This window comes from Flavobacterium pygoscelis, from assembly GCF_023162025.1.
GTDB classification, from domain to species: Bacteria; Bacteroidota; Bacteroidia; order Flavobacteriales; family Flavobacteriaceae; genus Flavobacterium; species Flavobacterium pygoscelis.
The window spans coordinates 102,733-118,020 of record NZ_JALNUB010000004.1; the positions used below are offsets into that span (position 1 = coordinate 102,733).

Sequence of the window (15,288 nt, forward strand, 5' to 3'; positions counted from 1 at the left end):
TTCAGTTTGCAAAAATAGCAAAAAAATAGACAATGAATAATCATCTATTAATTATTACCTAATATTAACAATTTGAGACAAAAGAATTGGGTTAATCCTTTGTATAATTCATACAAATCTTACCTTTGTTATAACACGATGCTATGTTATACAAAATTCAAAAATTTACAGACAGTACCTATTTTACAAATGCTATGAAAGTAACAATAGCTGCTGTAATTCCTGTGATAGTATTCACTTATTTAGGAAAATTCGGAATGGGCTTTGCAATGGCAATTGGTGCTTTTTTTACTTATCCTAGCGACATTCCTAGTAGCTTAAAACATAAAATGAAAGGTATTGTTTTTACTGCTTTTTTAGTAGCTAGCATTAATTTGATTATCAATATTGTACATCCTTACCCTTGGATTTTTTATCCTTTTTTAACTTTACTCATTTTCTTGTTGTCGATGATTTCTGTTTATGGGCAAAGAGGTACGATGGTTTCGTTTTCTGGTCTAGTTACCGTATCCTTAGCGTTCTCAAATATTTCAACTGGTTGGGCAATGATAGAACATGCTGGTCTAATTTTAGCTGGTGGTTTGTTTTACCTGATAGTTTCTCTTGTATTTCATTATATCAGACCCCACCGCTATATTGAATTACAAATTGCAGAATGTATCAAATTATCTTCTAAATATTTAAAACTTCGCGGTGATTTGTGGAATACAAATACGGACAAAAAATTGATAATAGAAAAACAATTACACCTTCAGGTTGAATTGAATACTATTCATCAAAACATAAGAGAATTTATCATCAGCAACTCTACCGTAAATGGATCATCCAATCAAAACCGCAAAATGTTACTGGTTTTTATATCTTTGGTAGAAATACTTGAACTATCCTTATCTACATCATTTGACCACGAAAAATTACATCAAAAGTTTGATGATCAGCCTGAACTCTTACTTACCTATCAAAAATTAGCCTATAATCTTGCGGCTAGTTTAAAAAAACTATCAAAAAGTGTCAAGAAAAGAAAAGTATATGTTTCGAAATATAACTTATTGAAGGATCTGAATGCGCTACAACACGCAATCACAATCTATGAGAAAGATTTAGGAAAAATAGCAGCTTCAGAAGGCGTTTTAATGCTAACTACGATGCTACAATATGCAGAAAAACAAGTCGAAAAAATAAAAATTATCGAAAGAGCTTTTTCTCTCACCTCAAACAAACTTGATTTTAAAGGAATTGACAAGGATTTAGAAAAATTCTTAACTCCACAATATTATCCGCTGAGTACTTTGACCCAAAACCTAAGCTTCTCCTCTACTATCTTTAGACATTCCTTACGGCTTACTATTACCTTAATGTTTGGATTTATTTTGGGTATATTTTTACCGTTTCAAAATGTATATTGGATTTTATTGACGATAATTGTAATTCTAAGACCAAGTTATGGTTTAACAAAAGAACGCTCTTTTCAACGATTAATAGGTACAATTCTTGGCGGATTGATTGCATTTGGCATCCTGTATATTGTCAAAGAGAATTTCGTTATCAGCATACTAGCTATAATTTGTATTCTTTTGGGTTTTAGTTTTACTCAAATAAATTATAGGGTTAGCGCCACTTTTGTGACTATGTATGTAGTATTTGTATATGGTATCCTAACCCCAAACATTAGCGACTTGGTGCAGTATAGAATACTTGATACTCTTGTAGGTGCGGCATTAGCTTTCTTAGCTAATCACTTTTTATGGCCATCATGGGAATTTTTAAACATCCCAAACCATTTAGAAAAAGCGATAAAAGCAAATCAACAATACCTTAAACAAATTGCTATTTTCTATAACGAAAAAGGAAGTCTTTCTACCGCCTACCGATTAGCTCGAAAAAATGCCTTTATAGAAGTGGGGAATTTAATGGCGTCTTTTCAAAGAATGTCACAGGAACCAAAATCAAAACAAAAACAATTACCGCAAGTTTACAAATTAGCAGTACTAAATCATTCCTTATTATCATCGTTAGCATCGATGGGAACTTACATACAGTCTCATAAGACCACTACTGCCTCTAAAACTTTTAACATCGTTATAGATACAGTTTCCAAAAGTCTAGAATATGCCATTTCTATTTTAAAAGAAAATAATTTAGACAGTTCAGAAAATATTCCGCAGGAAGAATTAGCAATGCATTTTATGGAATTAAAGAAAATTCAAGAAAATGAAATGAAAAAAGGAATTCCAAATAATGATGAAGAAGAAGATTTTCAGTTAAAAATGCAAGAAGCACAATTAGTTATTGAACAGCTCGTCTGGCTCAATAATTTATCTGAAAACATTGTAAAAACAATAAAAATTCTAAAAACTAGTTAAATAAAAAAAGGCATTAAAATTTAGATATAGTAAGATCTAATTTTAATGCCTTTTTAAATATTTTTTAAAGCCTAATCATTTTTTAATTTCAAAACAGAAGCGGTTTCTTTTCTAATTTCCAATAGTAATTCCGGATTATCGTTTAATTTTTGTCCAAAAGAGGGAATCATCGTTTTTAATTTTTCTTGCCATTCTGGAGTTTGAAATTGCTCTTTAAAACATCTTCCTATCAAATCAATCATTATTGATACCGCTGTTGAAGCGCCAGGCGAAGCCCCTAATAATACGGATAAAGAGCCATCATCTGTAGTGATAACTTCTGTACCAAACTCAAGGATACCGCCTTCTTTTTCATCTTTCTTTATTACTTGTACTCTTTGTCCAGCTCTTTCTAAAACCCAATCTTTAGATTTCGCAGTAGGAACATATTCTTTCAAAGCATCAATTCTATCCTTAGGCGATTGTCGAACTTGTTCTATCAAATATCGAGTAAGCGGAATGTTTTTGATCCCAGCAGCGATCATAGGAATGATGTTATCTGTCTTTATGGATAAAGGCAAATCGGAGTAGGAACCATTTTTTAAAAATCGAGTAGAAAAACCTGCAAAAGGACCAAATAACAAAGCTTTTTCACCATTTATCATACGAGAATCAATGTGAGGAACAGACATTGGTGGTGCACCAACACTTGCTTTTCCATAAACTTTTGCTTGATGTTTAGCGATTACTTCAGGATTAATACATTTTAGCCATTGTCCACTTACAGGAAAACCACCATACCCTTTTCCTTCAGGAACATCTGCTTTTTCTAATAAAGGTAAAGATCCGCCGCCTGCACCAATAAAAACAAACTTAGAAAAGACTTTTTGTTTTTGTCCCGTCGCTAAATCAGTAATTTTTATTCTCCAAACCTTATCTTCAAGTTGTTTCAGCTTTTTAACTTCATGGTGAAAGTGAATAGTTACACCTTCTAATTTAGTTAAATAGCCAAAAATATTTCTAGTTAATTCTCCAAAATTCACATCAGTACCCAAAGACATCGATGTAGCAGCTACTTTCTCAGAATTCTTTCGACCTTCCATTACTAAAGGCATCCATTCTTTTAATTGAGAAAAGTCAGTACTGAATACCATATCTTTAAAAAGTGGATTCGGCTTTAAAGCTTCAAATCTTTTTTGCAAATATTCGACATTTTTATCGCCCCAAACGAAACTCATGTGAGGAATACTTTTTATAAAATTTTCGGGTGATGAAACTTTATTTTCTTGAACTAAATAAGCCCAAAATTGTCGCGAAATTTCAAAAGATTCAGCTATACTGATTGCTTTCTTGGCGCTAATACTTTTGTCTTCGTTTTCTGGCGTGTAATTTAACTCGCAAAAAGCAGAATGACCTGTACCAGCATTATTCCAAGCATCTGAACTTTCAGCAGCCGCAATATCCAATCGCTCGTAAATTTCAATTTTTAAATCGGGTTGTAATTCTTTTAGGATCAATCCTAATGTTGCACTCATAATCCCCGCCCCTATAAGAACTACGTCACTATTTGTGCTTATGGTTTTATCTGACATAACAAAAATTTAAAGTGCAAAGATACTTTATATATGTAAAAATAAAGTAACAATTTAATGTTAAAAAGTAAAAAAATGCTGGATAAATTTAGAACCAAAAAAAATAAAGCAACTTATTAAAATCTTTTTTGAGTCAAATAATCTTGAAGCATTATTGTAGCCGAAATTTCATCTATCAATGCTTTATTTTGGCGTTGTTTTTTTTTCATGCCATTATCAATCATCGATTGAAAAGCCATTTTAGAGGTAAATCGTTCATCTACTCTAACCACTTTCATATCGGGAAAATGATTGGTAAAATGTGTTACAAATCCTTTAATCATAGAGGCGCTTTCAGAAGGCATACCGTTCATTTGCTTAGGCTCTCCAATAAGCACAGCCTCAACTTTTTCTTTAGAAAAATACTCTTTTAAAAAGGCAATAGCTGTAGCACTCGGAATTGTTGTTAATCCAGAAGCAATAATCTGCATTTCGTCAGTAACCGCGATTCCAGTTCGTTTTTGTCCGTAATCTATAGAAAGAATTCTAGCCATTTGCTATTTGTTTATTGGCAAAGATAAGTAAAGCTTTCAGATTTATTAATACCTACCTGCAAGTGCAAGCATTACTACGGATTTAACTTCAAACGTAATTCTGTTTATCTAACAAAAACATTTAATATGTTACTATTGCAAAAAGCATCAAGTTTTCTAAAAAATCCATTTATATTTGTACAAAAATTTCAAAAAAATGAATCCATTACAAACAATCATAGAACAAGCTTGGGAAAACCGTGCTTTGTTACAAGAAAAAGAAACAACTGATGCAATTAGATCAGTTATTGAGCTACTAGATACTGGAAAGTTGCGTGTTGCTGAACCTGTTGCCGAAGGATGGCAAGTAAACGAATGGGTAAAAAAAGCGGTAGTAATGTATTTCCCTATTCAAAAAATGGAAACTTGGGAATCTGGTATTTTTGAGTACCATGATAAAATGTTACTAAAAAGAGGTTACGCTGAAAAAGGAATTCGTGTTGTACCAAATGCTGTTGCTCGTTATGGCGCTTATATCTCTAGCGGTGTTATTTTAATGCCAAGCTACGTAAATATTGGTGCTTATGTTGACGAAGGAACTATGGTAGATACCTGGGCTACAGTAGGAAGTTGTGCGCAAATTGGTAAAAACGTACACTTAAGTGGTGGTGTAGGAATTGGTGGTGTTCTTGAACCCTTACAAGCTGCTCCTGTTATTATTGAAGATGGCGCTTTTATTGGATCTCGTTGTATCGTTGTCGAAGGTGTTCATGTTGGTAAAGAAGCAGTTCTTGGCGCTAATGTTTGCCTTACAGCATCTACAAAAATCATTGATGTAACTGGTGAAGAACCTATTGAGATGAAAGGTTTTGTTCCTGCTCGGTCAGTAGTTATTCCAGGAAGTTATACAAAAAAATTTGCTGCTGGAGAGTTTCAAGTACCATGTGCTTTAATTATCGGAACTCGTAAACCTTCTACTGATTTAAAAACATCATTAAATAATGCGTTGCGCGAATATGACGTTGCAGTATAATAATTTCTAATAAAAATCTACAAATTTACCAATGCAAAATTATCTTCAAAGTGTAAAACTTTTTTTCAAACGTTTTTTAGTAGTACTTTTTGTTTATCAAATTTGTAGGTTTTTATTTTACTTCTTTAATCGCAATGCTTTTGAAAGTATCTCTTTTAAAGGATTTTTAGGCGGCATTCATTTTGACTTATCGGCAATTGCTTACATCAATCTGATCTTTGCCGTAATGCACCTGTTACCTGGGAATTTTAAATACAGACCTAATTATCAAAAAGGATTAAAAATCGCCTTTTTTACTGTAAACTTAATTTTCATATTAACCAATTTTGTTGATTTCGAATATTATAAATTTACAGGAAGACGCAGTACATTTGGAATGATTACAGCAACTGGAATGGAAAATGAGATTGGTGGATTACTCTTTTCATTTTTAGTTGAATTCTGGTATTTGCCTTTATTAGCAATTGTTTTGGCATTCCTTTTTTGGAAAGCAATTCCTAATTTAAAAATGGTTACTGAAACAAGTTCAAGCAAACTTCAATCGTTAAAACAAAGTGGATTATTCCTTTTATTCTTAGCCACTGTATTTGTAATAGGACGTGGTGGTTTTCAAAAAAAACCATTAAAAATCGTTGATGCTGTTAATTACGGCTCTATCAATCAGTCCGCAATTGTACTGAATACCCCTTTTTGTATCTTAAAAACAATCGGTAAAAAGGAAACATTAGAATCTCCTAAGTTCTATTCCGAAAAAGAATTAAATACCATATTCAATCCAATTACAGTAACTAAAACTTCGGGAAAACCAACTAAAAAAAATGTTGTCATTTTAATCTTAGAAAGCTTTGGTAGAGAAAATCTACAATGCGGACAAACTCCTTTTTTAGATTCCTTAATTGAAAAATCAATGTTTTTTGAAAACGGTTTTGCCAATGGTAAACTTTCTATAGATGCTGTTCCTTCTACGTTATCAAGCGTTCCTAGTTTGATGAATAATTCGCTGATTACTTCAAGTTATGCCATTAATGAAGTATATGGTTTGCCCAAAATAATGAAGGATAACGGTTATCAAACCTCCTTTTTTCATGGTGCATTTAATGGAAGCCAAAATTTTGACCAATACTGTAAAGTGGCTGGTTTTGATGCTTATTATGGAAAAGATCAATATGAAGGACCTGAATCTTTTGATGGCAGATGGGGAATTTTTGACGAGGAGTTTTTACAATATTTTTCTAGAAAATTATCACAATTCAAACAACCATTTTTCACCACTTTATTTACAATTTCATCACACAATCCTTATATAATTCCAGAAAAATATAAAGGAAAATTCCCAAAAGGAAATACGAAAATTCAGGAAAGTATAGCTTATTCTGATTTTGCTTTAAAGCGCTTTTTTGAAACTGCTTCTAAACAAGATTGGTATAAAAACACTTTATTTGTAATCGTAGCCGATCATACTTCTTCAGAACCCAAACAAGCAAAATTTAAAACTAATGTTGGGAAATTTAGAATCCCCATTTTATTTTTCGATCCTTCCAATCCTACTTTAGTTGGAAAAAACAGTAAAAATTTGCAACAGATAGATGTAATGCCTTCCATATTAGAATATCTAAATATCGATGCTAAGATGGTTACTTTTGGAAAATCATATCAATCTGATAAAGATTTTGTGGTTTATTATTTGGACAATATCTATCACTATATTTCAGGAGATTTCTACTTGGCTTTTGACGGAAAAAAATCATTGGGACTTTACAATTTCAAAAATGATGAATTATTAAAAAATAATTTATTAAAAACCAATCCAGCAAAAGCAGCGGAAATGGAACGATTTATCAAAGCGTATGTTCAGAGTTTTAACGAACGTATAATCAAAAATGAACTTACATTAAAAAAATAAATCAATGATGAGAATTTTAGTAATTCAACACAAAATGATTGGTGACGTTTTAGTAAGTAGCATTATCTGTAATAATTTACGAAAAGCCTATCCTAATGCTCAGATTGATTATTTGGTAAATGACAATACCGTTGCAGTTCTAAAAGGAAATCCCAACATTAGCAACCTTATTATTTTTGATAAAAAAGCACAAAATAGTTTTTTTGAATTGATCAAATTTGCTTTTCAAATCCAAAAAAACAAATATGATCTTGTAATTGATGCTTATTCAAAATTACAAAGCTGGATCATTACATTGCTCTCTGGTGCTAAACAAAAAATATCTTATCAAAAAACGGGAAGGACATTTTTATACGATTATAACATTCCGCTAGCAAAAAATCCATCATCAAATTTTGGCTTAGCCATTGAACGGAGATTATCATTACTTTCTCCGTTGAATTTAACTATATCTATTGATCCTTTTCCAAAAGTATTTCTTGACCAGGAGGAAATAAAGTTCGCTACTGCTCTTTTTGAGCAACATAAAATAGATGAATCTCGAAAAACCGTAATGGTGAGTTTGCTAGGGAGCGAAAAACTTAAGACTTATCCGCCGCAGTATATGGCTGCTATTCTAGATTCTGTAAGTGACTCGTTCCAGATAAATATTGTATTTAATTATTTTCCTAGCCAAATTGAGGAAGCTAGAATTATATATAATTACTGCGCTACAAAAACTCAAAAAAACATTTATTTCGATCTTTTAGGAGCTGATTTAAGACAATATATAGCTATAATGAGTAAATGTGATGTTATTATAGGAAACGACGGTGGTGCTATAAATCTAGCCAAAGCATTAGGAAAACCTTCCTTTATTATTTTTTCTCCCTGGATCGAAAAGAAAATTTGGGCAACTTTTGAAGACGGAATTCATCATACTTCAATTCATCTTAAAGATGTTTTGCCAGCACTTTTTTATGACAAGACAGAAAAAGCTTTAAAAGAGAATGCTATTTCTTTATATGAGAATTTGAAACCTGCGTTTGTAATCGAAAAAATGATTCCTTTTTTAAAGCAGCACCTTTTACCCTAATCACAAATTAACGTCTTGTCGCTACAGGATGTTTGGGATTAAAGATGCGAGTTTTTTCCATTAAACACAAATTTTACAATTACAAAACCATCTTTAAATTCAGCCTAAAACCCAAATATCTTGTAACGGCTAGCGGTTAACTTTTTCTGTGGTTGGTTTAGAGACAAAAACCTTGTTTAACTAAAAAATTAAACAAGGTTTTTTATTTTTAGCATAAGGCGATTTCCAATACTTTATATATTCGCAGTTAGCATTTAGTTATTTTAATGATTCCTCCAATTCCGAAATCTGAATGTTTGCAATGAGTTTAATATCTTCACTTAATCCTAAACCACCAGTGTCTGTAAGTCTATTCCAAGTCATTCCAAATTCGATACGATTTACGGTTCCTGTAACTTCAAAACCGTGTTTCAAAACATTGTGCCCATTGTCTGATGAACCACCATATTCTACATTTAATTCAACCGATTTTGTAACGCCTTTCATAGTTAAATTACCAATCATTTTGTAATCAGTTTCATTTTTTTTAACAAATGAAGTAGATTCAAAAGTGATTTCAGGATATTTTTCTGCTTCAAAAAAGTCACCACTTTGCAAATGTTCATCACGTTGCGATTGATTGGTGTCAATGCTTTTTACATCAATTGTAAAATTGACTTTTGCATTACTAAAATCATTTCCTTCGGTAATAAAATTTCCTTCAAATTTTTTGAATGAACCAGTTACCGTAGAAATAACCAAGTACTTAATTTTAAATAAAACATCGGAGTGCATTGGGTCTATGACCCATTTTTTTGAATTTACCATTTTTCTGTATTAAATATTTATTAATAGCACAAATTTATATAACTTTGCTATCAAAACCATAGTAGTTACCTACTCGTAACTAGTTACCTTTGGTTAAGTATATTGAAAATCAATTAATTATGAATCAAAAAGGAGCGGTCTGTTTACAAAAAATGTTGGTAACACGAGATGCATTGGAAGTAATCCAAGGTAAATGGAGAATACCTATTATTATTGCATTGACATTTGGTAATAAAAGATTTGGAGAAATACAAAGAGATATTGTAGACATTTCACCGAAAATGTTGTCGCAAGAATTGAAGGCTTTGGAAGAAAATAAAATTATTACTCGAACGCTCTACGACAGTATGCCTGTAATGGTGGAATATGCGCTTACACCTTTAGGAAAATCTATGCAAAAATTGCTCGATGAAATGCTAAATTGGGGAGTTCATTTTCGGAAAGAAATTGTTGAGAATTAGGATTTTTATAACAAGGTGACCGCTAACTCCTATATAAAAATTGATTCATAACTATATTTGACACTGAAGTAAAGTTCCATTTTTTTTATAAAAAATTCAATTTAGTGAGTAAAATAATTTCTACAGAAAAAATAGTTTTAAATTAAAATCATTTTTTCCAAAACTGGAATTGTTTTTTCAATCTTTTTTTTCTCGAAAACTTTTCTTGAAAATCGCTTGTCATTGCCCAAAGTGTTTCAAAAACAGATTTTTCCGATTCTCCAGATACTTTTGCATATTCATTACTCATAATGACAATCATATCCTTGCGAGGCGTAAGACGTCTTAGATTATTCATGCGCATTTCAAAAGACATTGATTCATGAAACTTCATTCTATTTAGGTCAACTAAATAAAAGGAATATTTGCCGTCTCCATTATTTTTAATTAGGGTATTTCCTGGCGAATGATCCATAAACTCAATTCCATTTTGATGTAAATCATAAGAAAAACGAGTAAATTGTCTTAAAATATTTTCTGCATCAGGATAATCCGTTTCGACTAATTCTCTGTAGGTCAAATCACAATCTAAATGTTCGGAAACATAATAACTTTCGTTTAATGCTAAGGCATCAAAATTCTCGAAATAAGCAATTGGACTTGGAGTTCCTATTCCTTTTTCTAATAAAATAGTAGCATATTCAAAAGAGCGTTTGGCTTTGGATTTTCTAAAATATTTATAGGCGATTTTATTAATTAAATTGGGCTTTTTAAAAGATTTTATGTTTAAAATTAAATCTTCTACTTTAAAAAGTTTGATATTATTTCTATTCCCAACAACAAAATTTTCGCCTGAAGTTTCAAAATATTTAATGCAATTGTCAATTAAATTATCAAATTTTAAAAATTTTTTGTGGTATTTAGAATGCATAAATAAATATTTTAATTCAAAAGTATATATTATCTTTTACTAATCAAATTTAATAGTTAATTTCGCAAAAATATATTTCAATTTAACATGAAAATTACAGTGATATCCTTTGATAATTGGGGTTTTAACCAAAAGATTGTTGACCACATATCGGAGGAAGGACACGAGGTTCACCATATTGATTTCAGTAAATTTAAATATAAATATCCCAATGTCTTATTTAAAGCCTACAATTTTATTTTAAAGTCGTTTTTTAAGCAAAATTTAAAAACGAAATTTTATGGCAAACAGATTTTAAACGAATTAGACCAAAATCCGAATAAACAAGATTTAATACTTACTATCAAAGGAGATTTTATTGCTCCAGAGTTTGCGAGTAAGATAAAAAAATACACTAAAAAATCGACTGCTTTTTTTAATGACAACATCAAAAGATGTCCTAAAATTATTGGCGTTTTAGATTGTTTTGATACTGTTTATTCTTTTGAAAAAGAAGATTGCGAAAAGTACAATTTAAGACATAAAACAAACTTTATTTATAACTTTCAAGAGAAAAAAGAAACTGAAATTACAAAATCGGTTTTCAATATATCCTCTTATGGAAGAAGTTTAGAACTTATCACAAAAATTGCCACAGAATTGAGGAAAATAAACATTCCTTATAAAATCATTATTTTTGATAAAAAAAGAAAACTTAAAAATAACACTTTAGTTACCTCTGTTCAAGAAACAATTCCGCTTGAAGAAGTTAATAATCAGATTAAAAAGGTAGGTTGCTTATTAGATTTACAAAGAAAAAATCAGTCGGGCTTATCCTTTAGAGTTTTCGAAAGTTTGGGATGGCACAAAAAACTAATAACAACCAACGCCTCTATTCGCAACTACGATTTTTATAACGAGAATAATATTTTAATAATTGATCCAAAAAATCCAATCATCATTTCTGACTTTTTTGAAAAACCTTTTGTAGAAATTCCACAAGAAATAATAGAAAAGTACAAACTGTCCGGATGGTTTAATGAATTTATTTAAAACATGAAAAGTATATTTATATTATGTCCTCCAAACAAAGCAACAGGAGGCCCAGAAGCTTTGCATCAATTAGGTCATTTATTAAAAAAAAATGGTTATGATGTTACGATGCTCTATTCTAAACGAAAATCAAATCCTGTACATCCTTTTTATAAAGACTATCAAATTCCATATACCTATAAGGTAAAAGATAGTGCCGATAATGTAATGATTATTCCAGAATCGATGACCAACTGGATGGCAAGATTTCCATTGGCTGAGAAGAAAGTTTGGTGGTTGAGTCTTACTTTCTATGAAATGGCAATGAATAGTAGAGAAGCAAAGAAGAATTTTTTAAGAAAAATATTTGTACCTTACAAACATACTGAATATCGCTTTGAGAAAAATAAAACGATCACACATTGGTATCAATCACAACGTACAAAAGAGTATTTAGATACAAAAGAATTATGCAATCCGGCACAGTATTTATGTGATTATGTTGCTGATGTATTTTTTGAAAATTTACCTAAAATAGAGGATTTTGATAAAAAAGACATTATTACTTACAATCCTAAAAAAGGATTTGATAAAATTGAACCGATTATAAAACTTTTGCCCCAATACCAATGGGTACCGCTATCTGGAATGACTAGAATAGAGATGCGTGATTTATTGAGAAAAGCTAAATTGCATGTAGATTTTGGGTATTTTCCTGGAAGAGATAAAATTCCGCGTGAAGCTCTAATTTCGGGTTGTTGTCTATTAACAGGAAGGGAAGGAACTTCTGGTTTTAAAGAAGATTTAGGCATTCCAGAAATTTATAAATTACATGAAAATGAAATTACTCCAGAAATTGTAATAGAAAAAATACGTCACATAATGACTAATTACGATTCTGTTAAAAATGATTTTACATCATTTAGAGCATTTGTTTTATCGGAAAAACAAAGAATGTTAGATGATATTAGAGGTCTTTTCACTAAAAACAATTCTTAAAGATGATGCTAAGTGTAATAATGATTGTTTACAATCATTCAAAATATATTGAAGAGGCGATTCAAGGCGTTTTAAAGCAAGAAACTGACTTTGATTTCGAATTTATAATATCTAATGATTGTTCTACGGACAATTCTGACAGTCTTATTCGTTCTATAAAAAATCAAAATACGAGATGTAAAATTACGTACTATGATCAGAAGGTGAATTTAGGAATGATGCCAAATTTTATGTTCGCCTTAAATGCTGCGAATGGAAAATATATTGCTTTGTGCGAAGGTGATGATTATTGGACAGATGCTTCTAAACTTCAAAAACAAGTAGATTTTTTAGAACAAAATAATGATTTTAGTATTTGTTTTCACAACGTAAATCTTGAAATTAACAACACTCTTAAAGAAGACAATCTCAAAAAAAGGATTCCATCCGTATTCGGAATTGAAGAATTAGCTTTAAAAAATGTAATTCATACACCAAGTGTTGTTTATAGAAATCGATTATTTCCTGAATTTCCTGATTATTTCAAAAATGCTCCAATAGGTGATTATTTTTTACATTTATTGAATGCGCAATACGGAAAGATCAAATATATTGATGAAGTAATGGCGGTTTACCGTATTCACGGAACCTCTTATTGGTCTTCTAAAAGTAATGCAGAGCAAGATCAGATACTAATTTCTTTTTTGAATTCAATAAAAATAAATTTTGAAGGACAAATTCAGAAAATTATAGATCTTCAAATTGAAAAAATTGCAATGAAACATGCTGGTTTTTGGGATAAAAAGATAAAAAAAATAAAACGTTTTTTTGATACCAAAAAATAAATTTAGAATTATACTAAAAAGAAAACATCTTGTTATTAAAAACTTTATAAATCAAGTATTTATAAAATAATTTAATCGAATTTTACAAAAAAAATATGTCTTTATCTCATCCCATATATGTTACCAAATCCTTTTTTCCTCCGCTAAAAGAGTACAATCATTATTTAGAACGGATTTGGAAAAATGAATGGCTTACTAATAGAGGTGAACTTACTTTAGAATTAGAAAAAAAATTAAAAGAGAAATTAGCTGTTGATACTATTCTTATTACCAACAACGGAACGATACCGCTGCAAATTGCGCTAAAAATTTTAGGAAACTACGGAGAAATAATAACAACACCTTTCTCTTACATAGCTACTACATCTGCTATAATATGGGAAAATTGCACTCCTGTTTTTGTAGATATTGATCCCGATTATCTTACGATTGATGAATTAAAAATTGAAGCTGCTATTACCGATAAAACAACAGCAATTTTAGCAACACATGTTTTTGGGAATCCTTGTCATGTAGAACGGATTGAAGAAATTGCTAAAAAACACAATTTACATGTAATTTATGACGCTGCGCATTGTTTTGGTGTCAATTACAAAGGACAATCCATTTTTAATTATGGTACTGTAAGCACTTGCAGTTTTCACGCTACCAAAATATTTCACACTGGAGAAGGTGGCGCTATTTTTTGTAAGGATCAAAAACTGTATGAAAAAATATTTTACTCTCATAATTTTGGACACAATGGTCCTGAAGATTTTCATGGTTTGGGTATTAATGCTAAAATATCAGAATTACAATCTGCTATGGGATTAACCGTTTTGAATCACTTTGATTCCATATTTGAAAACAGAAAACGTGTGGTAGATTTTTACACTAAAAATCTAAAATTCGAAAGAATATCTAAAATTAAAATTAGAGAAAATACAGAATGGAATTATAGTTATTATCCTGTTATTTTCGAATCGGAAGAAATGCTTCTAACTGTATTAAAAACGCTCAACGACAATAAAATTTACCCAAGAAGGTATTTTTATCCTTCTTTGAATAAAGTAAATTATGTACATGGTGCCAATATGCCCATTTCTGAATCAGTTGCTTCTAGAGTTTTATGTTTACCCTTATATAAAGACTTAACCGATGAAGAAGTGTCAGTAATAGTTAATTTAATAAATCCTTTAACATGTTAATAGTTGGCGCAAAAGGTTTTGCAAAAGAAGTTCTTGAAGTTTTACACATTAACGATCAATTACAACATATTTCATTTTATGATGATGTTAACGTACTGACAGCAAAAACACTTTATAATAAATTTGAAATTATTACCGATTTAGAAACTGCTTCGGAATACTTTAAAAACAAATCGAAATTATTTACTATTGGAATAGGAAATCCTATTTTGAGAAAGCAACTTTTTGATAAGTTTACTGCAATTGGTGGAATTTACTCTTCTGTAATTAGTACAAATGCAAAAATTGGACACTACAATACAATAATAGAAACTGGCAGCAACATTATGTGTGGTGTAGTAATAACTAACGACGTACATATTGAAACAGGAGTATTAATAAATTTGAATTGTACCATAGGTCACGATACAAAAATTGGCAAATTTGTCGAAATATCACCGGGTTCAAATATATCTGGAAATTGCAAAATTGGAGATTATTCTACCATTGGAACCAATGTTACTGTATTACCCAACATCACAATTGGCACAAATGTAATTGTAGCCGCAGGAGCTGTGGTTACAAAAGATGTTCCCGATAATTGTATGGTAGCTGGAGTACCAGCAATAATCAAAAAATATTTCAATCAATAA

14 protein-coding genes are annotated in these 15,288 nt (G+C 30.6%); 10 read left to right on the forward strand and 4 right to left on the reverse strand.

All coding sequences use genetic code 11. From position 1 onward, the window contains the following. Positions 1-143 precede the first annotated feature (143 nt). The gene (locus MW871_RS07195; protein WP_248428081.1) at positions 144-2,363 is read left to right on the forward strand and encodes an FUSC family protein; all 2,220 of its coding nucleotides are present in this window, start codon (positions 144-146) and stop codon (positions 2,361-2,363) included. Between the two features lie 71 nt (positions 2,364-2,434). Here MW871_RS07195 and MW871_RS07200 read toward each other — a convergent pair whose 3' ends face one another. Both MW871_RS07200 and ruvX read right to left on the reverse strand, forming a co-directional pair. After that, complete coding sequence (locus MW871_RS07200; protein WP_248428082.1) at positions 2,435-3,934, reverse strand: malate:quinone oxidoreductase; 1,500 nt, start codon at positions 3,932-3,934, stop codon at positions 2,435-2,437. A 116-nt stretch (positions 3,935-4,050) separates the two neighbouring features. Beyond that, entirely contained in the window at positions 4,051-4,467 is a 417-nt protein-coding gene (gene ruvX / locus MW871_RS07205) for a Holliday junction resolvase RuvX (protein WP_188049803.1), read from the reverse strand. Between the two features lie 196 nt (positions 4,468-4,663). Here ruvX and MW871_RS07210 point away from each other — a divergent pair, with 196 nt between their 5' ends. From MW871_RS07210 to MW871_RS07220, 3 genes are read left to right on the forward strand one after another with little or no spacing between them, the layout of a single operon-like run. After that, positions 4,664-5,479, forward strand: coding sequence for a 2,3,4,5-tetrahydropyridine-2,6-dicarboxylate N-succinyltransferase (locus tag MW871_RS07210; protein ID WP_188049802.1), 816 nt, complete (start codon positions 4,664-4,666; stop codon positions 5,477-5,479). Between the two features lie 31 nt (positions 5,480-5,510). After that, positions 5,511-7,382 carry an LTA synthase family protein gene (locus MW871_RS07215; RefSeq protein ID WP_248428083.1) on the forward strand — a complete coding sequence of 624 codons (1,872 nt, stop codon included), beginning with the start codon at positions 5,511-5,513 and terminating at the stop codon, positions 7,380-7,382. 4 nt (positions 7,383-7,386) lie between these two features. After that, entirely contained in the window at positions 7,387-8,457 is a 1,071-nt protein-coding gene (locus MW871_RS07220; protein WP_248428084.1) for a glycosyltransferase family 9 protein, read from the forward strand. Positions 8,458-8,715: 258 nt separating this feature from the next. On the opposite strand, the gene MW871_RS07225 is transcribed toward MW871_RS07220, so the two are convergent. Next, positions 8,716-9,264: a YceI family protein gene (locus MW871_RS07225; RefSeq protein WP_248428085.1), complete on the reverse strand. Its 549-nt coding sequence runs from the start codon at positions 9,262-9,264 to the stop codon at positions 8,716-8,718. Positions 9,265-9,416: 152 nt separating this feature from the next. Here MW871_RS07225 and MW871_RS07230 point away from each other — a divergent pair, with 152 nt between their 5' ends. Continuing rightward, positions 9,417-9,725: a winged helix-turn-helix transcriptional regulator gene (locus MW871_RS07230; protein WP_248428086.1), complete on the forward strand. Its 309-nt coding sequence runs from the start codon at positions 9,417-9,419 to the stop codon at positions 9,723-9,725. Positions 9,726-9,873: 148 nt separating this feature from the next. On the opposite strand, the gene MW871_RS07235 is transcribed toward MW871_RS07230, so the two are convergent. After that, positions 9,874-10,635 (reverse strand): PhoP regulatory network YrbL family protein, encoded by a 762-nt coding sequence (locus MW871_RS07235; protein WP_248428087.1) that lies wholly within the window; start codon positions 10,633-10,635, stop codon positions 9,874-9,876. 87 nt (positions 10,636-10,722) lie between these two features. Between MW871_RS07235 and MW871_RS07240 the strand changes: the two genes are divergently transcribed. The 5 genes from MW871_RS07240 to MW871_RS07260 all read left to right on the forward strand — a co-directional run bounded on the left by MW871_RS07240 (position 10,723) and on the right by MW871_RS07260 (position 15,288). Beyond that, complete coding sequence (locus tag MW871_RS07240; RefSeq protein ID WP_248428088.1) at positions 10,723-11,667, forward strand: WaaS/CpsH family glycosyltransferase; 945 nt, start codon at positions 10,723-10,725, stop codon at positions 11,665-11,667. A gap of 3 nt (positions 11,668-11,670) precedes the next feature. Further along, positions 11,671-12,645, forward strand: coding sequence for a hypothetical protein (locus tag MW871_RS07245; RefSeq protein ID WP_248428089.1), 975 nt, complete (start codon positions 11,671-11,673; stop codon positions 12,643-12,645). A gap of 2 nt (positions 12,646-12,647) precedes the next feature. Beyond that, the gene (locus MW871_RS07250) at positions 12,648-13,469 is read left to right on the forward strand and encodes a glycosyltransferase family 2 protein (protein ID WP_248428090.1); all 822 of its coding nucleotides are present in this window, start codon (positions 12,648-12,650) and stop codon (positions 13,467-13,469) included. Positions 13,470-13,564: 95 nt separating this feature from the next. Then, positions 13,565-14,656 carry a DegT/DnrJ/EryC1/StrS family aminotransferase gene (locus tag MW871_RS07255; protein ID WP_248428091.1) on the forward strand — a complete coding sequence of 364 codons (1,092 nt, stop codon included), beginning with the start codon at positions 13,565-13,567 and terminating at the stop codon, positions 14,654-14,656. After that, on the forward strand, positions 14,650-15,288 hold the full coding sequence (locus MW871_RS07260) for an acetyltransferase (protein WP_248428092.1): 639 nt from the start codon (positions 14,650-14,652) through the stop codon (positions 15,286-15,288). The genes MW871_RS07255 and MW871_RS07260 overlap by 7 nt, the downstream gene beginning before the upstream one ends.